We start from the raw sequence: 22568 nt of genomic DNA on the forward strand, positions 1-22568 counted from the left end.
TCGGGAACGACACGGTCGCGAGCGGCCTCCAGCTGCTCCGGGGTGAACCGGGTCAGAGGATCGCCCCGGGCGCGTAGGCGGCGGCCTCCGGGTGCTGCTTGAGGATCTCCTCGATACGGGAGACCACGGAGGCGACCTGGTCGGCAGCGGCGCCCGTGAACGACAGCTTGTCCGCCATCAGCTCGTCGAGCTGCGCCCGGTCCAGCGGGATGCGCTCGTCGGCGGCCAGCTTGTCGAGCAGCTCGTTGCGCTCGGCGCCCTGCTCGCGCATGGCGAGGGCGGAGGCGACGGCGTTCTCCTTGATCGCCTCGTGGGCGACCTCACGGCCCACCCCGGCGCGCACGGCGCCCATGAGGACCTTCGTGGTCGCCAGGAAGGGCAGGTAGCGGTCGAGCTCACGGGCGACGACGGCCGGGAAGGCGCCGAACTCGTCGAGCACGGTGAGGAAGGTCTCCAGGAGACCGTCGAGCGCGAAGAAGGCGTCGGGCAGCGCGACCCGGCGGACCACGGAGCAGGACACGTCGCCCTCGTTCCACTGGTCGCCCGCCAGCTCGCCGGTCATCGACGCGTAGCCGCGCAGGATGACCATGAGGCCGTTGACGCGCTCGCAGGAGCGGGTGTTCATCTTGTGCGGCATCGCCGAGGAGCCGACCTGGCCGGGCTTGAAGCCCTCGGTGACCAGCTCGTGGCCCGCCATCAGGCGGATCGTCTTGGCGATCGACGAGGGGGCCGCCGCCAGCTGCACAAGGGAGGTGACCACGTCGTAGTCGAGCGAGCGCGGGTAGACCTGGCCGACCGAGGTGAAGGCGTGCGCGAAGCCGAGGTGACCGGCGATCCGCTGCTCCAGGTCGGCGAGCTTGCCGGCGTCGCCGCCGAGCAGGTCCAGCATGTCCTGCGCGGTGCCGACCGGGCCCTTGATGCCGCGCAGCGGGTAGCGCGTGATCAGCTCCTCCAGGCGGCCGTACGCGACGAGCAGCTCGTCGGCGGCCGTGGCGAAACGCTTGCCGAGGGTCGTGGCCTGCGCGGCCACGTTGTGCGAGCGGCCCGCCATGACCAGCTCCGCGTACTCGGCGGAGAGCTTGCCGAGACGGCCGAGGACGGCGACCGTACGGTCCCGCATCAGCTCCAGGGAGAGCCGGATCTGCAGCTGCTCGACGTTCTCGGTGAGGTCGCGCGAGGTCATGCCCTTGTGGACGTGCTCGTGGCCGGCGAGGGCGTTGAACTCCTCGATACGGGCCTTGACGTCGTGCCGGGTGACCTTCTCGCGCTCGGCGATGGAACCGAGGTCGACCTGGTCGAGCACGCGCTCGTAGTCGGTGAGCGCCGCCTCGGGAACGTCGATCCCGAGGTCCTTCTGCGCACGCAGCACGGCGAGCCACAGCTGACGCTCCAGCTTCACCTTCTGCTCGGGGGACCAGAGGACGGCGAGCTCCGCGGAGGCGTAGCGGCCGGCCAGAACGTTGGGGATGCGGGGCTTCGCAGTCACAGCAGTCACGTGGACAGATTCTACTGGCGGTTTCTGCAGGCCAGCGCCACGGTCCGATGTGGAGCTTGCTACGAGACGCAGCTCACGCGCAGGAGCCCCCCGACGGCTACGGACCCGTCGGCGGCTCGTACGGCAGCAGCTCCGGGCGCTTCGGGGCGCGGCCGTCGCCCGACGAGCGGCCGGTGAGGCGCCGGCCGATCCACGGGCCCAGGTGCTCCCTTGCGAAGCGGGCGTCGGCGGCCCGGCGGCTCGCCCAGCCGGGCGGGGCGGTCGGGCCCAGCGGGGTCCGCCAGTCCTCCTCGGGCGCGAGCCCGAGCGCCTGCCACACGGCCTCGGCGACCCGCCGGTGGCCGTCGGCGGTGAGATGGAGCCGGTCCACGTCCCACAGCCGGGGGTCGCCGAGCGAGGGGGCGCTGTACAGGTCGACGACGAGGGCCCCGTGCCGGGCGGCCAGCTCGTCGATGTGGGTGAAGAGCTCCTCCATGCGGGGGCGGAAGCGCTGCATGACCGGGCCGTTCCGGCCGGGGCTGCGCATCAGGACCAACTGGCCGCAGGAGGGCGCGAGCTGTTCGACCGCCTCGGTGAGCAGCCCCCGCACCCGGCCCATGTCGACCTTGGGCCGCAGGGTGTCGTTGAGCCCGCCGACGAGTGTCACGACGTCCGCCTTCATGGCGGCGGCCGTCTCGACCTGCTCCTCGACGATCTGGCCGATGAGCTTGCCGCGTACGGCGAGATTGGCGTACCGGAAGCCGGGGGCGCGGGCGGCGAGGCGGTCCGCGAGGACGTCGGCCCAGCCCCGGTAGGTCCCGTCGGACCTCAGGTCCGACATACCTTCGGTGAAACTGTCGCCCAGGGCGACGAAACTGTTGTACGTGGCATTGATCTCCATGGCGGAGCGATCATACCGAACGGTATGCGATGCGGGTGCAGGATGGGGGAGGGCCCCGGGATATCCCGGGGCCCTCCGTGCCGTATGAATCGTCAGACCCGCTACGGCGCCGCCGGGCGCCCCACCAGCTCCCGCAGCACGTCCTCCATCGCCACGAGCCCGGCCGGCTTGCCGTCCTCGTCGAGCACCGCTGCCAGGTGTGTCCGGCTGCGGCGCATCGCGGTCAGGACGTCGTCCAGCGGCGTGGCCGCCCGGACCCGGGCGATCGGCCGCAGCGCCGCCACGGGGAACGGCAGATCACGCGGTACGGCGTCCAGGGCGTCCTTGACGTGCAGGTAGCCGAGGATCCGGCGCTCGGTGTCGACCACGGGGAAACGCGAGAATCCCGTCAGCGCCGACAGCGCCTCCAGCTCCTCGGGAGTGGTGCCCACCTGCGCGTACACCACCTTCTCCGCCGGCATCACGACATCCCGCACGGGACGTCGGCCCAGTTCCAGGGCGTCGTGCAGTCGCTCGGCGGCCCGGTCGTCCAGGAGCCCGGCGTCGCCCGCGTCGGTGACCATGCGGGCCAGCTCGTCGTCCGAGAACGTCGCCGCGACCTCGTCCTTGACCTCCACCCGCAACAGCTTGAGCAGCGCGTTGGCGAAGGCGTTGATCGCGAAGATCACCGGCCGCAGCGCCCGCGCGAGCGCGACGAGCGGCGGGCCGAGGAGCAGCGCGGTGCGCGTCGGCTCGGCGAGCGCGATGTTCTTCGGCACCATCTCGCCGAGGAGCATGTGCAGGTACGTGGCCACGCTCAGCGCGATCACGAACGAGATCGGGTGCACCAGACCGTGCGGCACACCGACCGCGTCGAAGACCGGTTCGAGCAGGTGGGCGATGGCGGGCTCGGCGACGATACCGAGCACCAGGGTGCAGAGCGTGATGCCGAGCTGCGCCGCGGCGAGCAGCGCGGAGACGTGCTCCAGGCCCCAGATGACGCTGCGCGCCCGCCGGTCCCCGGCTTCCGCGAGGGGTTCGATCTGGCTGCGGCGGACCGAGATCAGGGCGAACTCGGCGCCGACGAAGAAGGCGTTGACGACCAGGGTCAGCAGACCGATCAACAGCTGGATCGCGATCATCGGCCGGCCTCCCCGGTCTCGTCCTCGGTGCTGCCCGTCACGGGCGCGTGCAGCATCACGCGCGCGGCGCGGCGGCCGGAGGCGTCGACGACGTCGAGCCGCCAGCCGCCCAGCTCCACGCTGTCGCCGACGGCCGGGATACGACCCAGCTCGGTCGCGACGACGCCCGCGAGCGTCTCGTACGGGCCGTCCGGCACCCGGAGGCCGATGGCCCCCACCTGGTCCGTACGGGCCGCGCCGTCTGCGGACCACAGCTCGCGCCCGTCCGCGTCCTCACCGGCCCGCGCCAGGTCGGCCGTCTCGTGCGGGTCGTGCTCGTCGCGGACCTCGCCGACGACCTCCTCGACGATGTCCTCCAGGGTGGCGACCCCGGCCGTACCGCCGTACTCGTCGATGACGACCGCCATCGTCTGCTTCCCGGACAGCCGGTCGAGCAGCCGGTCCACCGTGAGCGTCTCGGGGACGAGCAGCGGTTCGCGGAGCATCTCGCCGATGCGGCGGCGCGGGCGCTCCTCGGCCGGTATGGCGAGCACGTCCTTGATGTGGGCGATGCCGACGACCGAGTCGAGGCTGCCCCGGTAGACGGGGAAGCGGGACAGACCGGTCGCGCGGGTGGCGTTGGCGACGTCCTCGGCGGTGGCCTGCACGTCGAGGGCGGTGACCTGGACGCGGGGCGTCATCACGTTCTCGGCGGTCAGCTCACCCAGGTTGAGGGTGCGGACGAACAGCTCGGCCGTGTCCGCCTCGAGGGCACCCTCCTTCGCGGAGTGGCGGGCGAGCGCCACCAGTTCCTGCGGGGAGCGCGCGGACGCCAGTTCCTCGGTGGGCTCCATGCCGAGGCGGCGCAGGATCCGGTTCGCGGTGTTGTTGAGGTGACTGATCAGCGGCTTGAACGCGGCGGTGAAGACGCGCTGGGGGGTGGCCACCACCTTGGCGACGGCGAGCGGCGAGGAGATCGCCCAGTTCTTGGGGACCAGCTCGCCGACCACCATCAGGACGACGGTCGACAGGGCGGTGCCCAGGACGAGGGCCACGGACGAGGCGACCGTGGGGGAGAGGCCGATTGCCTCGGCCGGGCCCTTGATCAGCTTGGCGACCGAGGGCTCGGCGAGCATGCCGACCACCAGGTTGGTGACCGTGATGCCCAGCTGGGCGCCGGAGAGCTGGAACGTCAGCGACCTGACGGCCTTGAGCGCGCCGGGCGCCCCACGCTCGCCGCGGGCCGCGGCGGCTTCGAGTTCGCCGCGCTCGACCGTGGTGAGGGAGAACTCGGCCGCGACGAAGGCACCACACGTGACGGAGAGGAGGAGCGCCAGGAGGAGCAGAAGCACTTCGGTCATCGGTTCACCTCCGTCCCATGATCGGCCAGGGCGGGGAGGATCGCTCGATGTCGGTCGTCGAAGCGGGTGCTGTCGGAACCAGTGCTACTGGGAGGCTCGCCCATGGGCGGACGCTCACACCTTTCGGTCGTGGGGATGAGCAACCATGGTAAAGGACCGGCAAAGGGTGCGGATGATCAGCCCTGGTGCCGGGCCCCGCCGCCGGTCCCGTGTCGTTCATCCCCCGAGCGTTCCCCACGCGCGCGGTCTCATTCGGTGAGCGGCTTCACCCACCGGCGCCAGTGGTCCTGGCGGTCGTACCCGGCAGCCGTCCACAGACTCCGCCCGGTCTCGTTCGCCTCCAGGACCATGGCGTCCACCCGCCGCCCGCCGAGGGCGACGAAACGTTCCTCGGCCGCCCGCAGGAGCGCGGTGGAGATGCCGCGCCGACGGTACGAGGGGAGCACCGCGAGCCGGTACAGAGAGGCGCGCCAGCCGTCCCATCCCGCGATCACGGACCCCACGATCACCCCGTCGGCCACGGCGAGGATGAGCGCCTCGGGGTCCCGCTCGACGAGCCGGGTCACGCCGTGCACGTCGTCCGAGACGGACGTCCCCTCGGCGGACTCGCTCCAGAAGGCCAGGACGGCCTCGACGTCGGCACGGGTGGCGGCACGTATCCGGAGATCGATCATGGCCCGATCCCACCACGGTCGGCCGGGCCGGTGCCACGCAGTTCCGGGTGGTGGAACGCCCCGGCGGGAGGAGGCTACCGCCGGGCCGTTCCCAGCACGCACGGGGACGTGGGCAGCCGCGGTCCCTTGCCCGGAAGGTCGAAGGAGCGGTACCGCCCGAGGACGAACCCGGCCGCCTCGACGGCCGCGAGCGGGGCGCGGGAGGTGTGGCAGCCGCCGAAGAGCATCGGCCAGACCGTCCGGTCGAGACCCCGCTGCACGCGCGCGAGGCCGGCCGTCTCCGCCAGGCCGTGCTCGAAGAAGCGGAGCTCACCGCCGGGACGCAGGACCCGGTGCAGCTCGGCGAGGACCTGCGGCACGCTCCGTACCGTGCACAGGACGAGCGAGGCCACCGCCGCGTCGAAGGAGGCGTCCTCCAGCGGCAGCGCCTCGGCCGTGTCCGGCAGCAAGGTCACCGGTACGGCTGCCCGCCGCGCGCTCTCCTGGGCGAGCCTGCGCAGCCGTGCCTCCGGTTCGAGGGCGACCACCTCGGAGACCTCGGCCGGATAGTGCGCGAAGTTCAGTCCGTTCCCGGCCCCGATCTCCAGGACCCGGCCGGAGAGCCCCGCGAGCAGCTCCGCGCGCAGGTCGCCGACACCGCCCCTGGTGTCGGCGGACACGCTGAAGCGGGCGTAGAAGCGGGCGAACAGCGGATGATGGACGCGGGGCGACGAGGATCCCGGCCGTACCGGGCGCGGCGGTGTCATGCGAACCACCTCAGCAGCATCACGCTCATCCGAACCACCTCAGCAGCGTCATCCGAACCACCTCAGCCCGACACGAAGCAGAACTCGTTGCCCTCCGGATCCCGCATCACCTGGAAGGCGCCGTACTCGTCCTTCACCAGGCCGCCGACCCGGGCCGCGCCCAGCGGCAGAGCCTCATCGGCGGCCCGCTCGACGTCCTCCGCCCGAAGGTCGAGATGGACCCGGTTCTTCACCGTCTTGCCCTCCGGCACCCGCTGGAAAGCGAGCCGGACGAATCCCGGCGGGTCCACATACGACCAGTCGTCGCCCCGGTCCACCGGATCACCACCGAGGAGCTCCGTCCAGAAGCGGACGAGGGCAGCCGGGTCGGCACAGTCGAACACGATCTCCTGCACGGAAGCACGCATGCCTCCAGCCTACGGAGTCACCGCCCCGAGGGCTGCTCATCGAACAAGGAGGCGTCCCCGAAGGCGGCGGCGAACCGCCCCCCGAACTCCTCCACGTCCCAGGTGCCCCCGAGCGCGGGGCCCAGCCAGCCGCCCGCCGCCGCCCGGAACTCCGCCGGGTCGAGCGACCCCGACCCCTCCGGTACGGCTCCGAGGAGCGGCGCGCCCGCCGCCTCCGGCAGGTCCGCCAGATTGCACCGCGCGGCCAGGTCCGGCGCGGCAGGCCAGCTGCCGACCACGACGCCCAGCTGTTCGATCCCGCGCGCCCGCAGCGCCTCCGCCGTCAGGGCCGTCGAGTTGAGCGTCCCCAGACCGGCCGGGGCCACCACCAGGACCGGCGCGCCGAGCAGCGCGGCCGCGTCCGCGAGCGTGCCGCCCTCCTCGTCGAAGCGCACGAGCAGTCCGCCCGCGCCCTCCACGAGGACCAGGTCGTGCTCGGCCGCCAGCTTCCGGGCGGCGTCGGCGACCTGACGGGGCCCCACGGGGGCGAGTCCGGCCCGCCGGGCCGCCGTGCCCGGAGCGAGCGGCTCCGGGAAGCGGCCCAGCTCGGCGGAGCCCACGGCGCCCGAGAGCCGGACGACCTCGTCCGCGTCGCCGCGCTCCTCCGGCCCGACACCCGTCTGCGCGGGCTTCAGGACGGCGACCGACCGGCCGGCGGCCGTGGCCACGGCGGCCACCGCCGCGGTCACGACCGTCTTGCCGATCTCCGTACCCGTGCCGCTGACGACGACGATTCCCACTGCTGCTCCCGTTCTGCCCTGCTGCCGTACTGTCGTTCTCGCCGTTCAGCCCGCTGCCGCCGCCGCGCGCACGGCGGCACAGATCCGGGCCAGGTCCTCGTCGCCCGTCACATACGGCGGCATCGTGTAGATCAGGTCCCGGAACGGGCGCAGCCACACGCCCTCCCGGACCGCCGCGCGCGTCGCCGCCGCCATGTCGACCGGGTGGTCGAGCTGGACGACGCCGATCGCACCGAGCACCCGTACCTCCCGCACCCCGGGGAGGTCGGCCGCGGGCGCGAGCCCCTCCCGCAGTCCGGCCTCGATCCGCTTGACCTCGACCTCCCAGTCCTGGGAGAGGAGCAGGTCGATCGAGGCCAGGGCCACCGCGGACGCCAGCGGGTTCCCCATGAACGTCGGGCCGTGCGCGAGCACCGGCACCTCGCCCCGCGAGATCCCGTCGGCGACCCGGCTCGTGCAGAGCGTCGCCGCCATCGACAGGTAGCCGCCGGTCAGCGCCTTGCCCAGACACATCACATCGGGGGAGATGCCCGCCTGGTCCGCGGCGAACAGCGTGCCAGTCCGCCCGAACCCGGTGGCGATCTCGTCGAGGACGAGCAGCACGTCGTGTTCGTCGCAGGCCTCACGGAGCACCCGCAGATACGCCGGGTCGTGGAAGCGCATACCGCCCGCGCCCTGCACCACCGGCTCCACGATCACCGCGGCCAGTTCGTGCGCGTGCGTCGCGATCTCGGTACGCAGCAGCTCGGCGTACGACTCCTCGTAGGCGGCCGGAGGGGCGTCCACGAACACCTGCCGCTGGAGCACCCCCGTCCACAGCTCGTGCATCCCGCCCTCGGGGTCGCACACGGACATCGGCTGCCAGGTGTCCCCGTGGTAGCCGCCGCGCCAGGTGAGCAGCCGCTGCTTCTCCGGGCGGCCGAGGGAGCGCCAGTACTGGAGGCACATCTTGACCGCGACCTCGACGGACACGGACCCCGAGTCGCTGAGGAAGACGTGCCGCAGCGGTCCGGGCGTGATCTCGACGAGCCGGGCGGCGAGCCGCACGGCCGGCTCGTGGGTGAGCCCGCCGAACATGACGTGGCTCATCCGCTCCAGCTGGCCGCGCACTGCCTCGTTGAGCACGGGGTGGTTGTAGCCGTGGATCGCCGACCACCAGGACGACATGCCGTCGACCAACTCGGCCTGGCCCTCGGCGGGTTCGGCGAGCCGGAGGCGTACACCGGAGGCGGACTCCACGACCAGCGGGTCCGTGCGTCCCGGCATGGGGCCGTACGGATGCCAGACGTGCGCCCGGTCCAGGGTGAGGAGTTCGTCGTTGCGCACGGGCGTCACGCGTTCGGCGCGAGGTCCGTGCCGGCGCCCCGGCGCCGTACCGCCACCAGGTCGGTGCGGGCGTTGCCCGTGACCGTCTCCGCCTCCGCCGGAGCGGGCACCGCGTGACCGCCGCAGGGACCGCAGCCACCGCCGGCCTCCGCGTGCGAACCGCAGCCCGCGCCCTCGGCCGACGCGGACGAACCGCAACCCGCCGACGCGGCGGAGCCACAGCCGCCGCCCGCCGCACCGGCAGCCGCACCGGCCGCCGCGAGCGCGTCCGCACGGTGCTGGGGCAGCGTGGTCGTGCCCGCGCCCTCCACCTCGAAGCCCGCGTCCGCGATCATGTCCAGGTCGGCCTGGCCGGCCTGGCCCTCGCTCGTCAGGTAGTCGCCGAGGAAGATCGAGTTCGCGATGTTCAGGGCCAGCGGCTGCATCGAACGCAGGTGCACCTCACGGCCGCCCGCGATCCGGACCTCGACGTCGGGGCAGACGAACCGCACCATCGCGAGGATCCGCAGGCAGCGCTGCGGGGTGAGGTTCCACTCCTTGGCGAGCGGGGTGCCCTCGAAGGGGATGAGGAAGTTGACCGGCACCGAGTCCGAGTCCAGCTCGCGCAGCGCGTACACGACGTCGACGAGGTCCTCGTCCGTCTCGCCCATGCCCGCGATCAGACCCGAGCAGGCCGAGAGACCGGCGGCGTGCGCCTTCTGCACGGTGTCCACGCGGTCCGCGTAGGTGTGCGTCTTGGTGATTCCCCCGTACGTCGCCTCGGACGTGTTCAGGTTGTGGTTGTACGCGTCGGCGCCGGCGTCCTTCAGCCGTTCCGCCTGCCCGTCCGAGAGCAGACCGAGGCAGGCGCACACCTCGACGCCCTCGTTCTGCTCCTTGATGGCCTCGATCGTCCTGCCGACGCGCTCCACGTCACGGTCCGTCGGACCGCGGCCGCTCGCCACCAGACACACCCGCTTGGCTCCGCCCGCGACACCCGCCGCGGCGGCCTGGGAGGCCTCGTCCGGCTTCAGCCAGGTGTACTTCAGGATCTCGGCCTTGGAGCCGAGCCGCTGGGAGCAGTACGAGCAGTCCTCGGGGCACAGCCCCGACTTCAGGTTCACCAGGTAGTTGAGCTTCACCCGGCGCCCGAACCACTGACGGCGCACCTTGCCGGCCGCCGCCACCACATCGAGCAGTTCGTCGTCGGAGGTCGCCAGGACGGCGAGCGCTTCTTCACGGGTCGGCAGCTCGCGCCGCAGCCCCTTCTCCACCAGCGTGTTCAGCAGGTCCATAACCGCTGATCCTTACCTACCGCCCACCCCGGGGCCAAGGAGGAACCGAACAAACGCCCCCGATAGAGGTGTGTGGATGACCACATCCCGACCTCGGCACCCTCCGGTTAGGGTCTGTGCGCTGCCTACAAAAGGATCGCCGCATGTCACAGGCCGACGACGCACGGGCCGCGGGCCCGCGCCGTACCGCGTTCGACTGGACCGACGGCGAGGCGCGCCGCCGGGCGGAGGCCGGTCTCGTCCGGGTGCTGCGGCCCCGGCCGGCCGAGTCGGAGCTGCTGGACCTGGCGAGCAACGACTACCTCGGGCTCACCCGCCGCGCGGAGGTCACCGAGGTGGCGGCCGAGGCAGCGAGGCGCTGGGGCGCGGGCTCCACCGGCTCCCGGCTCGTCACCGGCACCACCCGACTGCACACCCGCCTGGAGCGCGAACTCGCCGAGTTCTGCGGTTTCGAGGCGGCTCTCGTCTTCTCCTCCGGCTACACCGCCAACCTCGCCGCCCTGACGGCGCTCGGCGGCCGGGACTCGCTGATCGTCTCCGACGCGTCCAACCACGCCTCGATCGTCGACGGCTGCCGTCTCGCGCGCGCGGAGACGGCCGTCGTCCCGCACACCGACCCCGAGGCCGTCGCCAAGACCCTGGACGCGCACCCGGGGCGGCGGGCCCTGGTCGTCAGCGACTCCGTCTTCTCCGTCGACGGAGACAAGGCTCCGCTGCCGCAGCTCGCCTCGGCCTGCCGCGCGCACGGCGCCGGGCTCGTGGTGGACGACGCCCACGGCTTCGGCGTCCTCGGCGAAGGGGGCCGGGGCGCCCTCCACGAAGCCGGGCTCGCGGGCGACGAGGACGTCGTGGCCACGCTCACCCTCTCCAAGTCCCTCGGCAGCCAGGGCGGCGCCGTCCTCGGCCCGGCCCGGGTGATCGAGCACCTGGTGAACGCGGCCCGCACCTTCATCTTCGACACCGGCCTCGCCCCGGCCGCCGCGGGCGGTGCGCTGGCGAGCCTCCGGCTGCTGGCGGCCGAGCCGGGCCTCGCCGGGCGGGCCCGTACCGTCGCCACCACGCTGTACGGGCTGCTCACCGAGGCGGGCCTCACGGCGGCCCGGCCCGACGCGGCCGTCGTGTCGGTGCGCGCCCCCTCCCCGGAGGCGGCGCTGCGCTGGGCGGCGGACTGCCGCGAGCAGGGCCTCGCGGTCGGCTGCTTCCGGCCCCCGTCCGTGCCCGACGGCATCTCGCGGCTGCGTCTCACGGCGCGCGCCGATCTGACGGACGCGCAGATCGAGCGCGCCGTGGAGACGATCCTGAGGACCGCGCCCGCCGCCCGGCAGGGGTGAACGTCGGCCCAAGGGGGTTCCCGAGGACCATAGTTCACCGCTTCGGGCGACAGATGGGGACATATCTTGGTGGAACGCCGCCCGGCGCGGCACGATCGGTGGCACTCTGACGCGAAGCGCGATCCGGGGCAGCGGCCCCGGCGGGAAAGGGACAGCGTCGCCATGGCAGATCACCAGGAAGCATCTCTCACGCTGCCGAGCGACCCCGCCTCGGTCCCCACGGCCCGGCGGTACGTCGCGGACGTCCTCACCGACTGGGGTCTCGACGGCGCCGCGGACATCGCGGACTCGATCCGTCTGATCGTCTCCGAACTGGCCTCCAACGCCGTCCTGCACACCCTCGGCCAGTCACCCACCTTCACGGTGGAGGTCCGCCTGGAGCGCGAGGAGCGGCTCCACATCGGCGTCACCGACAGCCACCCCCGCCGGCCCCGCCGCCTCCCGGCGGCGGTTCAGCAGGACAACGGCCGGGGCATGGTCATCATCCGTGTCCTGGCGGCGGAGGCGGGCGGCCGTCTCTCGGTCACTCCGACCGAGGACGGCGGCAAGACGGTCTGGATCACGATCCCGTGGACCGTGGCCCCCCTGGCGAGCTGCTAACGCCTGTCCGCCGGGTCACCGGACGCGGCCGTAGTAGACCTTCGACGACCAGATCTTGTCGAGCTTCACCCAGGACCCCGACTTGGGCGAGTGCCAGATCTTGCCGCTGCCGGCGTAGATGCCCACGTGGTACACCCTCCCGCCGGAGTGGAAGAAGACCAGGTCCCCCTTCTGCCGGGTGGAGGCGGAGATGTGCTGGGTCTTGTTGTACTGCTGCTGCGCGGTACGGGGCAGCGGCTTGCCCGCCTTCTTGTACGCGTAGAGCGTCAGACCGGAGCAGTCGAACCGGGAGGGCCCGGCGCTCCCGTACCCGTACGGGGCTCCCTTCTTGGACGCGGCGACGCTCAGTGCCTTGTTCGCGTGCGTGGTGGCTGCCTGGGCCTCCGATGCCGCACCTGGTGCGAGCAGCGTGCCGCCGACGGCGGCGAGGGTGAGAGCCGAGACGGCTCCGGCCCGGGACAGCAGGGACGGGACGTGCATCTGCGCAGTCATGCGCAACCCTTCGTCAGCCGCCTGCGAAGGATGACCTGTCGGGTTCGGGCTGGCGAAGATGCCCGGCCGCGGTCGCGGCTTCACCCCAAGGGACGGCCCCGCTGCCGAAACAGCGCGTACGCCCCGTAAAAATCGGGTCCTCCACTCCTGCCGATCCACTCCTGTCGACCAGACGTCCGGGACAGCGGCAGGACTCGGCGTCCGCCCGGACCGCCCCGCCGCGGCGGCGGGGGCTTGTCGTCGACAGGGATCTTGACCCACACCCAGGGTGAAATCCGAGCTGAAACAGCGATATGTGAGGCTCCTCACGACTGATCCGTTCGGGTGGACAGGACGCTTTCGTGATCTTCGGAGGTTTGGCCAACGAGCCCCGCACCAGGGGTGGAACGCCCCATTCCGCCAGATGTGTACACGTGGTGCGCAAGTCACCCGAGCCATTAATCGACTCGTCGACTACGCCGAACGAGGGAGTGTTTCTGCGGCAGATGTCGGCCGTACGGACCTCGACACGACACGACGAAATGTCAACTCGCGCGTGGTCCCGGGACGGTGACCCGACCGGTCCTGCGCTCCCCGTCCAACACGCGCAGAGCACGCGCCAATGTGTCCGCGTGCACCTCGCTCTCACCCCGTACATGCATCAGCGTCAGAGCTTCGCGCAGCGCCTCGGCCCGCCCCACCAGGGCCTGTGCCGCCCGTAGAGCTCCATAGGTATGCGTACCCCTGGATGGATTGATCTTCCCCAGGAGGTCGACGACTTCGAGGTACACGTCGACGAGTTCGCCCTCGGCCCGGGTCAGGGCGGGCAGCGGCGGCAGCTCGGGGACCACGGCCGGCTCACCGCGCCGCGCCGCCGGCGGCCGCGCGCCGGCTGGTGATCACATGATCCACCAGGCCGTACGCGACCGCCGCGGGCGCGTCCAGGACGGTCAGACGGTCCAGGTCGGCGTCGATCCGCTCCCGGGGCTGCCCCGTGTGCTCGGCGAACGCCCCGGCCACCAGGGCGCGCAGCCGGAGCAGTTCGCGCGCGTGGAGGTCGAGGTCGCTCGGCTGCCCCTGCATCGGCTCGTCCAGGGCGGGCTGACGGAGCGTGACCCGGGCGCCGGGGAGCATCAGCCGCTTGCCCGCCGTGCCGGCGGCGAGCAGGAGCGCGGCGGTGGAGGCGGCCTGGCCCAGGCAGGTGGTCTCCACGTCGCAGTGGAGCGAGCGCATCGTGTCGTAGACCGCGGTCGTCGCGGTGGTGGAGCCGCCGGGGGAGTTGATGTAGAGCGAGATGTCCTGGCCCGGCGCCGCGTGGTCCAGATAGAGGAGCTGGGCGATGACGTCGTTGGCCGAGGTCTCGTCGATCGGTGTCCCGAGGAAGACGATCCGGGAGGCGAGGAGCCGGGAGTAGGGGTCGAGGGTCCGGGTTCCGTAGCTGGTCCGCTCCGTGAACTCGGGCAGTACGTGGCGAGCGTGCATGACGGGCACCTCCATCTGTAAAAAATGTACAGGACGTACAGGCCGTAAGATGGGGAGCATGACCTACGAGATCCCGGTGACGCAAGCGCGAGCCGAGCTCGCCGACCTCATCAACCGCGTCGTATACGGCGGCGAGCGCGTCGTCGTCACCCGCCACGGGAAGCCGCTGGTCGCCCTGGTCTCCGCCGCTGACCTGGAGGAACTCGAAGCGGCCGAGAAGCCCGCCGACGAGCAGGTGGTCAGCTCGGTCTCCCGCTTCCACCCGCTGGACTCCGCTTCCGGCGAACAGGGCCGCTTCGGTATCGCCGCACACCACCGCGAGCCCGGCGCCTCGTAGCCCGACGATCATGGAAATGCAAAGCCGCAGTTAACGAGCCGGAAAAACTTCCGCCCTAACGTGCAATGTCTGACCGGCTGCCGCGTCTCGGCAGCTCAACAGCGTGTTGACGGTCGGTAGGGTCCGCAGCTGTCCGGGTGTCCCGGTCGACGACTGTGAGGTGGAAGAGTGCAACTGAGCCCGCACGAGCAGGAACGCCTGCTCATCCATGTGGCGGCGGACGTGGCCGAGAAGCGCCGGGCCAGGGGAGTGCGGCTCAACCACCCCGAGGCCGTCGCGCTCCTCACCTCGCACATCCTGGAAGGCGCCCGCGACGGCCGGACCGTCGCCGAGCTGATGGCCTCCGGGCGCAAGGTGCTCTCCCGCGCGGAGGTCATGGACGGCATCCCCGAGATGATCCACGACGTCCAGGTCGAGGCCACCTTCCCCGACGGCACCAAGCTCGTCACCGTCCACGACCCCATCGTCTGAACGGGCGCCGCCGATGATCCCCGGAGAGATCCTGTACGCGGACGGCCCCGTCGCCCTCAACGAGGGGCGCCCCGTCACCCGCCTGACCGTGCTCAACGCCGCCGACCGGCCCGTCCAGATCGGCTCCCACTACCACTTCGCCGAGGTCAACCCCGGCCTGGAGTTCGACCGGGCCGCCGCGCACGGGCAGCGGCTGCACATCGCCGCCGGCACCGCCGTCCGCTTCGAACCCGGCATCCCCGTCGAGGTCGAACTCGTCCCCCTGGCGGGCCGCCGGATCGTGCCCGGCCTGCGCGGCGAGACGGCGGGCCCCCTCGACCCGCCCACGACCCCCGACCGGTACCAGGACGGCGGCGACCATGCCTGACCTCCACCGCGCCGTGTACGCCGACCTGTTCGGCCCCACCACCGGCGACCGTGTCCGGCTCGCCGACACCGACCTCCTCGTCGAGATCGAGGAGGACCGCAGCGGCGGCCCCGGCCGCGCCGGCGACGAGGCCGTCTTCGGCGGCGGCAAGGTCATCCGCGAGTCCATGGGCCAGGCCCGCACCACCCGCGCCGAAGGCGCCCCCGACACCGTGATCACCGGCGCCCTGATCATCGACCACTGGGGCATCGTCAAGGCCGACATCGGCATCAGGGACGGCCGGATCACCGCTCTCGGCAAGGCGGGCAACCCCGACACCATGGACGGCGTCCACCCCGACCTCGTCATCGGCCCCGAGACCGAGATCATCGTCGGCAACGGCAGGATCGTCACCGCCGGCGCCGTCGACGCCCACGTCCACTTCATCTCGCCCACCGTCGTCGAGCAGGCCCTCGCCACCGGCGTCACCACCCTCGTCGGCGGCGGCACAGGACCGGCCGAGGGCACCAAGGCGACCACGGTCACCCCCGGCCCCTGGCACACGGCCCGGATGTTCGAGGCCCTCGACACCTTCCCGGTCAACATCGGCCTGCTCGGCAAGGGCAACACCATGTCCCGGGAGGCCATGCACTCCCAACTGCGCGGCGGAGCCCTCGGGTTCAAGATCCACGAGGACTGGGGTGCCACCCCGGCCGTCATCGACGCCTGCCTGTCCGTGTGCGAGGAGACCGGCGCCCAGCTCGCCATCCACACCGACACCCTGAACGAAGCGGGCTTCGTCGGCGACACCCTCGCCGCCATCGCCGGACGCACCGTCCACGCGTACCACACCGAGGGCGCCGGCGGCGGGCACGCCCCCGACATCATCACGGTCGTCTCCGAGCCGTACATCCTGCCCAGCTCCACCAACCCGACCCGGCCGCACACCGTCAACACCATCGAGGAACACCTCGACATGCTGATGGTCTGCCACCACCTCAACCCGGCCGTCCCCGAGGACCTCGCCTTCGCGGAGTCCCGGATCCGGCCCTCCACCATCGCCGCCGAGGACGTCCTCCACGACCTGGGCGCGATCTCGATCATCTCCTCCGACTCCCAGGCCATGGGCCGGATCGGCGAGGTGATCATGCGGACCTGGCAGACGGCCCACGTCATGAAGAAGCGGCGCGGATCCCTGCCGGGAGACGGCCGCGCCGACAACCACCGGGTGCGCCGTTACGTCGCCAAGTACACGATCAACCCGGCCGTCGCCCAGGGTATGGACCACCTCATCGGCTCGGTCGAGCCCGGCAAGCTCGCCGATCTCGTCCTCTGGGAGCCCGCCTTCTTCGGCGTCAAGCCGCTCGTCGTCGTCAAGGGCGGCCAGATCGCGTACGCGCAGATGGGCGACGCCAACGCCTCCATCCCCACCCCCCAGCCGGTCCTGCCCCGCCCGATGTTCGGCGCGCTCGGCAAAGCCGCGGCGGCCGGTTCGGTCAACTTCGTCGCCCAGGCGGCGATCGAGGACGACCTGCCGCGCAGACTCGGGCTCCACAAGGAGTTCGCCGCCATCGGCTCCACCCGGCGGGTCACGAAGGCCGACATGCGCGAGAACGACGCCCTGCCCCGGGTCGAGGTCGACGCCGACACCTTCACGGTGACCATCGACGGCGAAGCGGTCGAACCCGCGCCCGCCGCCGAACTGCCCATGGCCCAGCGCTACTTCCTCTTCTGATGGGATCTCGATCAGCGCTCCTCGTGCTCGCCGACGGACGGTTCCCCGCCGGCGGGCACGCCCACTCCGGCGGCGCCGAGGCCGCCGTCAAGGCCGGCCGCATCAAGGACGCGGCCGACCTGGAGTCCTTCTGCCGGGGCCGGCTCCACACCACCGGCCTCACCACGGCCGCGCTCGCCGCCGGAGCCGCGTACGGACTCGACCCGCTCGCACTCGACGCGGCGGCCGACGCCCGCACCCCCTCACCCGCCCTGCGCGCCACCGCCCGCAGACTCGGCCGCCAGCTCATGCGGGCCGCCCGCGCCACCTGGCCGAGCCCCGGACTCGACGCCCTGGCGGCGGCGTTCCCCCGCGGCGCCCACCAGCCCGTCGTCCTCGGCGCCACCGCCCTGGCCGCCGGGCTCGGACCCGAGGACGCCGCGTACTGCGTCGTGTACGAGTCGGTCGGCGGCCCCACCACCGCCGCCGTACGCCTCCTCAGCCTCGACCCCTACCAGGCCACCGCCGTCCTGGCCCGCCTCGCCCCCGAGATGGACGAGGTCGCCGAGCGCGCCACCGCCGCCGCCCGCGAGGGCGTCGACGCGCTGCCCGCCGCCTCCGCACCCCTCCTCGACCTCACCGCCGAACAGCACGCGGCCTGGCCCGTCCGCCTGTTCGCCTCGTAGCGCTCCGACAGGAGAACCATGCACCTCGACCACGGACACACCCACCACGGCGCCGTCTCCGCCGACGCCCACCGCCCCGACGGCACCCGCCGCGCCCTGCGCATCGGACTCGGCGGCCCCGTCGGCTCCGGCAAGACCGCCACCGTCGCCGCCCTCTGCCGGGTCCTGCGCGACACCCTCTCCCTCGCCGTCCTCACCAACGACATCTACACCCGCGAGGACGCCGACTTCCTCCTCCGCAACGCCGTCCTGCCGCCCGAGCGGATCCAGGCCGTGGAGACCGGCGCCTGCCCGCACACCGCCATCCGCGACGACATCTCCGCCAACCTCGAAGCCGTCGAGGAACTGGAGGAGGCCGTGGGCCCGCTCGACCTCATCCTCGTCGAGTCCGGCGGCGACAACCTCACCGCCACCTTCTCCAAGGGCCTCGTCGACGCCCAGATCTTCGTCATCGACGTGGCCGGCGGCGACGACATCCCGCGCAAGGGCGGCCCCGGCGTCACCACCGCCGACCTCCTCGTCGTCAACAAGACCGACCTCGCCCCCCACGTCGGCTCCGACCTGGAGCGGATGGCCCGCGACGCCAAGGAACAGCGCGGCGAACTGCCCGTCGCCTTCACCTCGCTGCGCGCCGAGAACGGCGTCGCCCCCGTCGCCGACTGGGTCCGCGCCCAGCTCGGGGCCTGGACCGCGTGAGCCTGCGCGCCACGGCCCGGATCGCCGCCGACGCCGACGGCGGGCTGCCGCTCCTCGTGAGCGACGGGCCGCTCGCCCTGCGCCGTACCAGGGCAGCCGGACCGTACACCCGGGTCACCGTCGTCGGGGCGATGAGCGCCCCGCTCGGCGGTGACCGGCTGGCCGTCGAGACCGAGGTACGGGCCGGGGCCCGGCTCCTCGTCGACGCGGCCGCCGCGACCCTCGCCCTGCCGGGCCGGAGCGCCGAGCCCGCCGCGTACGACGTCCGGCTCACCGTCGGCGAGGAGGGCGTCCTGCGCTGGCTGCCCGAACAGCTGATCTCCGTCGGCGGCTCGGACCTGCGGATGCGTACCGACGTCGAACTCGCCGCCACGGCACGCCTTGTCCTCCGCGAGGAACAGATCCTCGGCCGCCACGGCGAACCACCCGGCACCCTCCGCACCCGCCTCACCGTCCGCCGCGCCGGACGCCCCTTGCTCGACCAGGAGCTGGCGTACGGCCCCGGTGCCCCCGGCGGCTGGGACGGCGGCGCCGTCCTCGGCGGCCACCGGGCCACCGGACAACTCCTCGTCGTCGACCCCGGCTTCGAGGAGAAGCCGGTCGCGCCCCGGCTCCTCGGCGAGCACGCCGCGATCACCCCGCTCGCGGGACCCGCCGCCCTCGCCACCGCCGTCGCCCCCGACGCACTGGCCCTGCGACGCCTCCTCGACGAGGCCCTGGAGCTGCTCGCGCCCGCCTGAGCCGAGCGGGGCGGCTCACCGCTCAGCGGGACACCGACACCGGTTATGGGTTCGGCAAAGAAACACCCGTACGGGCTTACGTCGTGCTGCCCACGGACGAAAGGATCACCCGGACAGAACGACACCCACAGGGGGAGGACTTGTGCGACGTACGGCAGCACTCGGTTCGGCCGGCACTCTGATAGCGGGCACGCTCGTCGTGGGCGCGCTCACGGCCCCGGCGGCCAACGCCGAAAGCAACCGTCATCTGCGGGACGCCGAGGCGATCGGTGTCGCCGTCGCCGCGTCGCGGGCCGCCCAGGCGGGCATCGACTGGCAGGACTGCCCCGCCGACTGGGGCCTGGAGAAGCCGATCCAGTGCGGCTGGGTCACCGTCCCCGTCGACTACGCGAAGCCGAACGGCAAGAAGATCAAGATCGCGGTCGACCGGATCGGCGCCACCGGCACACCCGCCGAGCGCCAGGGCGCGCTCCTCTACAACCCCGGCGGCCCAGGCGGCTCGGGCCTCCGCTTCCCGCGCCGGGTCACCACCAAGAACGCGATCTGGGCGAACGCCGCCAAGGCCTACGACTTCGTCGGCTTCGACCCGCGCGGCGTCGGCAAGTCGGCCCCCATCTCCTGCGTCGACCCGACCGAGTTCGTCAAGGGCCCCAAGCTCGACCCGGTCCCCGACAGCGAGGCCGACAAGCGCGCGCAGCGCAAGCTCGCCGCCGAGTACGCCCAGGGCTGCGCCGAGAAGAACGGCGACCTCCTGCCGCACATCAACACCCTCGACACCGCCCGCGACCTCGACGTCGTCCGAGCCGCCCTCGGCGAGAAGAAGCTCAACTTCGTCGGCGTCTCCTACGGCACCTACCTGGGCGCGGTCTACGGCACCCTCTTCCCGACCCACGTCCGCCGCATGGTCCTCGACAGCGTCGTGAACCCGTCGACGCGCAAGATCTGGTACGAGGCCAACCTCGACCAGGACATCGCCTTCGAGGGCCGCCTCAAGGACTGGATGACCTGGGTCGCCCAGCACGACGCCACCTACCACCTCGGCGACACCCACGAGGAGGTCCGGCAGCAGTGGGACACCCTGCGCGCCGCCGCCAAGAAGGCACCCCTCGGCGGCAAGGTCGGCCCCGCCGAACTCATCGCCTTCTTCCAGAACGCGCCCTACTACGACTCCATGTGGGCCCCGGTGGCCGAGGCCTGGAGCGCGTACGCCGCCGGTGACCCCCAGCCGCTGATCGAATCGGCCGCCGCCGACCTCACCGACACCGCGGGCAACGCCGCGGCGGAGAACGGCAACGCCGTCTACACCGCCGTCGAGTGCGCCGACGCGCCCTGGCCCACCAGCTGGAAGAAGTGGGACCGGGACAACAGCCGGCTCCACAAGCAGTACCCCTTCATGACCTGGGCCAACGCGTGGATGAACCTGCCCTGCGCCACCTGGTCCACCCCGCGCCAGCGCCCGACCGAGGTGAGGACCGGCAAGGGCCTGCCGCCGGTGCTCATCACCCAGGCCGAGCGCGACGCCGCCACCCCGTACGGCGGCGCCGTCGAACTGCACAAGCGGTTCAAGGGTTCGCGCCTGATCACGGAGAAGGACGCCGGCTCGCACGGCATCACCAACCTGGTCAACCCGTGCCTCAACACCAAGGTCGAGGCCTACCTGCTGACCGGGAAGCTGGACGCCACGGACCAGACCTGCGCGCCGCACGCCACGCCGCAGCCCTGAGGCCGGACGGGGGGAGGGGCCGTCCGGTCCCTCCCCCCGCCCCGCGTCACCGCCGGGCCGCCCGCCAGGCGTCCTCCGCCGCGTAGTCGAAGAAGTCCACCCCGTACTTCGCGAGCCCGGGGAAGGCCTCCCGCCACTCCCGCCCCGCCAGGTGTCCGGCGAGCCACTCGACCGTCTCCGGCAGCGACTCGGCGTACGACACCACCGGCCGGTATCCCAACTCCCGCTCGGCCGCCGCCATGTCGTAGACGATCGGATGCGGTGAGGCCCACGGCGTGAGCCCCACGGGTCCCTCCGGCTCGCCCTCGATCAGCTCCGTCTCGCTCGTGGCGCCCATGACCGCGTCGATCGCCGCCCCGATCTCCGCCACCGTCGGCGCCTCCGGGTCGGCGCCGTTGAGCACCCGGCTGCCCGGGTTCGCCGCCGCGAGCCGGACCAGCTCCGCCAGGTTGTCCACGTGCGCCGGGTGGAACCGTGAGGTGCCGCCGTACGCGAGGGGCCGCCACGGCCGCCCGTCGAGCACCCGCTTCACGAACCACAGCTCGCGCGGACCCGGGCAGTACGGCCCGTGGATGGCGCCCGCCCGCAGCAGCGTCGTCGGCAGCGCGTCGCCCGCCGCCAGAAGCTCCCGCTCCAGGGCCACCTTACGCGTGCTGTACGAGGTGTCGCCCGGCGCGACCGTGGGCCAGTCAGCAGCGATGGGCACCGGGTAGGCGGGGAAGCCGTCCGGCTCGCCCTGCGTGTCGAAGCTGCGGCCCTTCTCGTCCTCGTAGACGGCGCCGCTCGACACCACCACCGCCGAACCGATCCGGTCCGCGAGACCGGTCAGCTGCCTGCCGTGCCCGGAGTCGTACGCGACGATGTCGACGAACACGTCACAGCCGTCGCCGAGCCCCGCCGCGAGCGCCCCCTCCTCGGTACGGTCGAGCCGCACCGACCGGACCTCGTCAGGCCACCTCTCGTCCCTGACACCGCCCCGCGAGGCGGTCGTCACCTCCCAGCCGTCCGCGACGAGGGCCCGCACGGCCGCCCGCCCCACCTGTCCCGACGCACCCAGCACGAACGCTTTTCCCTTGATCATGGAGGCGACGCTACGGGTGCCCGGCGCCCCGGCCCAGGGCGTTGCGCCGTGCGCGGATCCGCCCTCAGCGTTCCCCTCGGGGGAACTTTCGCGGGGGCTCCCCTTCCGCCTCCTCGGCCTTCACCACCGCCGCGTAGTCGTCCACGTACTCCTGACCCGACAGGCGGAGAATCTCGTACATGATCTCGTCGGTCACCGCGCGGACCACCGCCCGCTCATCCGCGGACCCGGCGAACCGCGAGAAGTCCAGCGGCTCCCCGAACCGGATGGTGACCCGGCGGATCCGGGGCACGACCTTCCCCGGCGGCTGGATCTCGAACGTCCCCACCATGGCGCAGGGCACCACCGGCACCCCGGCCGTCAGCGCCATCACCGCCACCCCCACCTTCCCCTTGTACAGCCGCCCGTCGTGCGAACGCGTCCCCTCCGGATAGATACCGAGCAGCTCACCACGGCCGAGCACGCCGAGCCCCTCACGGATCGCCGCCTTCCCGGCCTCCTTCCCCGACCGGTCGACCGGGATCTGCCCGGCCGCCCGGAAGAACGCGGCCGTGAGCCGGCCCTTGATCCCCGGCCCCGTGAAGTACTCCTGCTTCGCGAGGAAGGTGATCCGCCGGTCCAGCACCACCGGCATCAGGAAGTGATCGGAGAAGGAGAGGTGGTTGCCCGCGACGATCGCCGCGCCGTCCTCCGGGACGTGTTCGAGCCCCTCGATCCGCGGCCGGAACAGCAGCCTCAGAAGCGGCCCGAGCAGTACGTACTTCAACAGGTGGTAGAACACCCGCAACCCCCGTTCGTCGTCCGACAAGCCCGTTGTATCCGCGCGCGGCCCCGTGGTCCACTGGTGG

The 22568-nt window shown here is 72.4% G+C and carries 25 protein-coding genes and 1 riboswitch; of the genes, 10 read left to right on the forward strand and 15 right to left on the reverse strand.

From position 1 onward, the window contains the following. Positions 1 to 52 precede the first annotated feature (52 nt). The 10 genes from purB to bioB all read right to left on the reverse strand — a co-directional run bounded on the left by purB (position 53) and on the right by bioB (position 10042). Positions 53 to 1495 carry an adenylosuccinate lyase gene (purB, locus tag ACIRB7_RS09495; protein ID WP_403594779.1) on the reverse strand — a complete coding sequence of 481 codons (1443 nt, stop codon included), beginning with the start codon at positions 1493 to 1495 and terminating at the stop codon, positions 53 to 55. A gap of 97 nt (positions 1496 to 1592) precedes the next feature. Beyond that, positions 1593 to 2375 carry an SGNH/GDSL hydrolase family protein gene (locus ACIRB7_RS09500; RefSeq protein ID WP_403594782.1) on the reverse strand — a complete coding sequence of 261 codons (783 nt, stop codon included), beginning with the start codon at positions 2373 to 2375 and terminating at the stop codon, positions 1593 to 1595. A 101-nt stretch (positions 2376 to 2476) separates the two neighbouring features. After that, a complete protein-coding gene (locus ACIRB7_RS09505; protein ID WP_403594785.1) occupies positions 2477 to 3496 on the reverse strand; it encodes a hemolysin family protein in 1020 nt (339 codons plus the stop codon). Beyond that, positions 3493 to 4836 carry a hemolysin family protein gene (locus ACIRB7_RS09510; protein ID WP_403594788.1) on the reverse strand — a complete coding sequence of 448 codons (1344 nt, stop codon included), beginning with the start codon at positions 4834 to 4836 and terminating at the stop codon, positions 3493 to 3495. Before ACIRB7_RS09510 ends, ACIRB7_RS09505 begins: the two co-directional genes overlap by 4 nt. A gap of 248 nt (positions 4837 to 5084) precedes the next feature. Continuing rightward, on the reverse strand, positions 5085 to 5510 hold the full coding sequence (locus ACIRB7_RS09515) for a GNAT family N-acetyltransferase (RefSeq protein WP_403594791.1): 426 nt from the start codon (positions 5508 to 5510) through the stop codon (positions 5085 to 5087). Between the two features lie 74 nt (positions 5511 to 5584). Next, on the reverse strand, positions 5585 to 6256 hold the full coding sequence (locus ACIRB7_RS09520) for a class I SAM-dependent methyltransferase (protein ID WP_403594794.1): 672 nt from the start codon (positions 6254 to 6256) through the stop codon (positions 5585 to 5587). A 62-nt stretch (positions 6257 to 6318) separates the two neighbouring features. Then, positions 6319 to 6663, reverse strand: coding sequence for a VOC family protein (locus tag ACIRB7_RS09525; protein ID WP_403594796.1), 345 nt, complete (start codon positions 6661 to 6663; stop codon positions 6319 to 6321). Between the two features lie 17 nt (positions 6664 to 6680). Then, on the reverse strand, positions 6681 to 7442 hold the full coding sequence (gene bioD / locus ACIRB7_RS09530) for a dethiobiotin synthase (protein WP_403594799.1): 762 nt from the start codon (positions 7440 to 7442) through the stop codon (positions 6681 to 6683). A 45-nt stretch (positions 7443 to 7487) separates the two neighbouring features. Further along, a complete protein-coding gene (locus tag ACIRB7_RS09535; protein WP_403596139.1) occupies positions 7488 to 8708 on the reverse strand; it encodes an adenosylmethionine--8-amino-7-oxononanoate transaminase in 1221 nt (406 codons plus the stop codon). A 65-nt stretch (positions 8709 to 8773) separates the two neighbouring features. Further along, entirely contained in the window at positions 8774 to 10042 is a 1269-nt protein-coding gene (gene bioB, locus ACIRB7_RS09540; RefSeq protein ID WP_403594802.1) for a biotin synthase BioB, read from the reverse strand. A gap of 143 nt (positions 10043 to 10185) precedes the next feature. Here bioB and ACIRB7_RS09545 point away from each other — a divergent pair, with 143 nt between their 5' ends. Both ACIRB7_RS09545 and ACIRB7_RS09550 read left to right on the forward strand, forming a co-directional pair. Continuing rightward, the gene (locus ACIRB7_RS09545; RefSeq protein WP_403594804.1) at positions 10186 to 11373 is read left to right on the forward strand and encodes an 8-amino-7-oxononanoate synthase; all 1188 of its coding nucleotides are present in this window, start codon (positions 10186 to 10188) and stop codon (positions 11371 to 11373) included. Between the two features lie 162 nt (positions 11374 to 11535). Beyond that, positions 11536 to 11973 carry an ATP-binding protein gene (locus ACIRB7_RS09550; RefSeq protein ID WP_403594807.1) on the forward strand — a complete coding sequence of 146 codons (438 nt, stop codon included), beginning with the start codon at positions 11536 to 11538 and terminating at the stop codon, positions 11971 to 11973. 15 nt (positions 11974 to 11988) lie between these two features. Here the strand turns inward: ACIRB7_RS09550 and ACIRB7_RS09555 are convergent, their stop codons facing one another. From ACIRB7_RS09555 to ACIRB7_RS09565, 3 genes are all read right to left on the reverse strand, one after another. After that, entirely contained in the window at positions 11989 to 12465 is a 477-nt protein-coding gene (locus ACIRB7_RS09555) for a C40 family peptidase (RefSeq protein ID WP_403594810.1), read from the reverse strand. 2 nt (positions 12466 to 12467) lie between these two features. Then, positions 12468 to 12599: riboswitch (cyclic di-AMP (ydaO/yuaA leader) on the reverse strand. Positions 12600 to 12989: 390 nt separating this feature from the next. Beyond that, entirely contained in the window at positions 12990 to 13295 is a 306-nt protein-coding gene (locus ACIRB7_RS09560; protein WP_403594813.1) for a hypothetical protein, read from the reverse strand. 7 nt (positions 13296 to 13302) lie between these two features. Continuing rightward, complete coding sequence (locus ACIRB7_RS09565; RefSeq protein ID WP_403594816.1) at positions 13303 to 13926, reverse strand: ATP-dependent Clp protease proteolytic subunit; 624 nt, start codon at positions 13924 to 13926, stop codon at positions 13303 to 13305. 58 nt (positions 13927 to 13984) lie between these two features. Between ACIRB7_RS09565 and ACIRB7_RS09570 the strand changes: the two genes are divergently transcribed. From ACIRB7_RS09570 to ACIRB7_RS09605, 8 genes are all read left to right on the forward strand, one after another. Beyond that, positions 13985 to 14263 carry a type II toxin-antitoxin system Phd/YefM family antitoxin gene (locus tag ACIRB7_RS09570; protein ID WP_403594818.1) on the forward strand — a complete coding sequence of 93 codons (279 nt, stop codon included), beginning with the start codon at positions 13985 to 13987 and terminating at the stop codon, positions 14261 to 14263. Positions 14264 to 14431: 168 nt separating this feature from the next. Next, entirely contained in the window at positions 14432 to 14734 is a 303-nt protein-coding gene (locus tag ACIRB7_RS09575; protein WP_351217842.1) for an urease subunit gamma, read from the forward strand. Between the two features lie 13 nt (positions 14735 to 14747). Then, on the forward strand, positions 14748 to 15101 hold the full coding sequence (locus ACIRB7_RS09580; protein WP_403594821.1) for an urease subunit beta: 354 nt from the start codon (positions 14748 to 14750) through the stop codon (positions 15099 to 15101). Then, positions 15094 to 16815, forward strand: a complete 1722-nt coding sequence (locus ACIRB7_RS09585; protein ID WP_403594824.1) for an urease subunit alpha — start codon at positions 15094 to 15096, stop codon at positions 16813 to 16815. The genes ACIRB7_RS09580 and ACIRB7_RS09585 overlap by 8 nt, the downstream gene beginning before the upstream one ends. Beyond that, a complete protein-coding gene (locus ACIRB7_RS09590) occupies positions 16815 to 17480 on the forward strand; it encodes an urease accessory protein UreF (protein ID WP_403594827.1) in 666 nt (221 codons plus the stop codon). Before ACIRB7_RS09585 ends, ACIRB7_RS09590 begins: the two co-directional genes overlap by 1 nt. Positions 17481 to 17498: 18 nt before the next feature. Beyond that, positions 17499 to 18176, forward strand: coding sequence for an urease accessory protein UreG (gene ureG, locus ACIRB7_RS09595; RefSeq protein WP_403594830.1), 678 nt, complete (start codon positions 17499 to 17501; stop codon positions 18174 to 18176). Beyond that, positions 18173 to 18916, forward strand: a complete 744-nt coding sequence (locus tag ACIRB7_RS09600) for an urease accessory protein UreD (RefSeq protein ID WP_403594832.1) — start codon at positions 18173 to 18175, stop codon at positions 18914 to 18916. Before ureG ends, ACIRB7_RS09600 begins: the two co-directional genes overlap by 4 nt. Positions 18917 to 19058: 142 nt before the next feature. Then, a complete protein-coding gene (locus ACIRB7_RS09605; RefSeq protein ID WP_403594835.1) occupies positions 19059 to 20639 on the forward strand; it encodes an alpha/beta hydrolase in 1581 nt (526 codons plus the stop codon). Positions 20640 to 20685: 46 nt separating this feature from the next. Here the strand turns inward: ACIRB7_RS09605 and ACIRB7_RS09610 are convergent, their stop codons facing one another. Together ACIRB7_RS09610 and ACIRB7_RS09615 are read right to left on the reverse strand one after the other, a co-directional pair. Then, positions 20686 to 21720, reverse strand: coding sequence for an NAD-dependent epimerase/dehydratase family protein (locus ACIRB7_RS09610; RefSeq protein ID WP_403594838.1), 1035 nt, complete (start codon positions 21718 to 21720; stop codon positions 20686 to 20688). A gap of 64 nt (positions 21721 to 21784) precedes the next feature. After that, positions 21785 to 22501, reverse strand: coding sequence for a lysophospholipid acyltransferase family protein (locus ACIRB7_RS09615; protein WP_403596141.1), 717 nt, complete (start codon positions 22499 to 22501; stop codon positions 21785 to 21787). Positions 22502 to 22568 lie beyond the last annotated feature (67 nt).

Source organism: Streptomyces sp. NPDC093795 (assembly GCF_044764665.1).
Taxonomy (GTDB): Bacteria; Actinomycetota; Actinomycetes; order Streptomycetales; family Streptomycetaceae; genus Streptomyces.

Bases quoted from the DNA above. Each gene is read 5' to 3' on its own strand.
- ACIRB7_RS09535 (WP_403596139.1), bottom strand. From the start codon at position 8,708: ATGCCGGGACGCACGGACCCGCTGGTCGTGGAGTCCGCCTCCGGTGTA.
- ACIRB7_RS09515 (WP_403594791.1), bottom strand. From the start codon at position 5,510: ATGATCGATCTCCGGATACGTGCCGCCACCCGTGCCGACGTCGAGGCC.
- ACIRB7_RS09580 (WP_403594821.1), top strand. From the start codon at position 14,748: ATGATCCCCGGAGAGATCCTGTACGCGGACGGCCCCGTCGCCCTCAAC.
- ureG (WP_403594830.1), top strand. From the start codon at position 17,499: ATGCACCTCGACCACGGACACACCCACCACGGCGCCGTCTCCGCCGAC.
- ACIRB7_RS09585 (WP_403594824.1), top strand. From the start codon at position 15,094: ATGCCTGACCTCCACCGCGCCGTGTACGCCGACCTGTTCGGCCCCACC.
- ACIRB7_RS09570 (WP_403594818.1), top strand. From the start codon at position 13,985: ATGACCTACGAGATCCCGGTGACGCAAGCGCGAGCCGAGCTCGCCGAC.
- ACIRB7_RS09545 (WP_403594804.1), top strand. From the start codon at position 10,186: ATGTCACAGGCCGACGACGCACGGGCCGCGGGCCCGCGCCGTACCGCG.
- ACIRB7_RS09590 (WP_403594827.1), top strand. From the start codon at position 16,815: ATGGGATCTCGATCAGCGCTCCTCGTGCTCGCCGACGGACGGTTCCCC.
- ACIRB7_RS09510 (WP_403594788.1), bottom strand. From the start codon at position 4,836: ATGACCGAAGTGCTTCTGCTCCTCCTGGCGCTCCTCCTCTCCGTCACG.
- ACIRB7_RS09525 (WP_403594796.1), bottom strand. From the start codon at position 6,663: ATGCGTGCTTCCGTGCAGGAGATCGTGTTCGACTGTGCCGACCCGGCT.
- ACIRB7_RS09500 (WP_403594782.1), bottom strand. From the start codon at position 2,375: ATGGAGATCAATGCCACGTACAACAGTTTCGTCGCCCTGGGCGACAGT.
- ACIRB7_RS09565 (WP_403594816.1), bottom strand. From the start codon at position 13,926: ATGCACGCTCGCCACGTACTGCCCGAGTTCACGGAGCGGACCAGCTAC.
- ACIRB7_RS09550 (WP_403594807.1), top strand. From the start codon at position 11,536: ATGGCAGATCACCAGGAAGCATCTCTCACGCTGCCGAGCGACCCCGCC.
- ACIRB7_RS09610 (WP_403594838.1), bottom strand. From the start codon at position 21,720: ATGATCAAGGGAAAAGCGTTCGTGCTGGGTGCGTCGGGACAGGTGGGG.
- ACIRB7_RS09520 (WP_403594794.1), bottom strand. From the start codon at position 6,256: ATGACACCGCCGCGCCCGGTACGGCCGGGATCCTCGTCGCCCCGCGTC.
- bioB (WP_403594802.1), bottom strand. From the start codon at position 10,042: ATGGACCTGCTGAACACGCTGGTGGAGAAGGGGCTGCGGCGCGAGCTG.
- ACIRB7_RS09505 (WP_403594785.1), bottom strand. From the start codon at position 3,496: ATGATCGCGATCCAGCTGTTGATCGGTCTGCTGACCCTGGTCGTCAAC.
- ACIRB7_RS09555 (WP_403594810.1), bottom strand. From the start codon at position 12,465: ATGACTGCGCAGATGCACGTCCCGTCCCTGCTGTCCCGGGCCGGAGCC.